Origin of the sequence: Clostridium folliculivorans (assembly GCF_024341905.1) — a bacterium.
Taxonomy (GTDB): Bacteria; Bacillota; Clostridia; order Clostridiales; family Clostridiaceae; genus Clostridium_AR; species Clostridium_AR folliculivorans.
This window is the reverse complement of sequence record NZ_BQXY01000030.1, coordinates 170-665: the sequence shown is the minus strand read 5'-3', so window position 1 is coordinate 665 and position 496 is coordinate 170. Positions and strand designations below refer to the sequence as shown.

4 tRNA genes are annotated in these 496 nt (G+C 48.0%); all 4 read right to left on the bottom strand.

Annotated features, from left to right (window positions below):
- Nucleotides 1-34: 34 nt before the first annotated feature.
- Nucleotides 35-111: transfer RNA gene (locus OCU55_RS23740), tRNA-Arg, on the bottom strand.
- A 45-nt stretch (nucleotides 112-156) separates the two neighbouring features.
- Nucleotides 157-230 (bottom strand) — tRNA-Gly (locus OCU55_RS23735).
- 10 nt (nucleotides 231-240) lie between these two features.
- A tRNA-Pro gene (locus OCU55_RS23730) sits at nucleotides 241-316 on the bottom strand.
- 14 nt (nucleotides 317-330) lie between these two features.
- A tRNA-Arg gene (locus OCU55_RS23725) sits at nucleotides 331-407 on the bottom strand.
- Between the last annotated feature and the right edge of the window lie 89 nt (nucleotides 408-496).

Here is a 496-nt window from a genome sequence, read left to right as displayed (position 1 = left end):
CAGGTGCTCTACCAACTGAGCTAATGGCGCATAATGGTGCGTCTTAAGGGATTCGAACCCCTGGCCCACGCCTTAGAAGGGCGTTGCTCTATCCAGCTGAGCTAAAGACGCATATTAAAAACTATGTACTATAACATCTAATATTTAAGATGTTTATGGAGCGGGTAGTGGGAGTCGAACCCACCTTTTCAGCTTGGAAGGCTGGAGTATTACCGATATACGATACCCGCATATTTAAATTGGTCGGGGTGACAGGGATCGAACCTGCGACCTCATGGTCCCAAACCACGCGCGCTCCCATCTGCGCTACACCCCGATATCCATTTAAAATGGTGCGTCTTAAGGGATTCGAACCCCTGGCCCACGCCTTAGAAGGGCGTTGCTCTATCCAGCTGAGCTAAAGACGCTTATAAATTTGTAATTGTTTAACATCTACTATTTAGATGTTTATGGAGCGGGTAGTGGGAGTCGAACCCACCTTTTCAGCTTGGAAGGC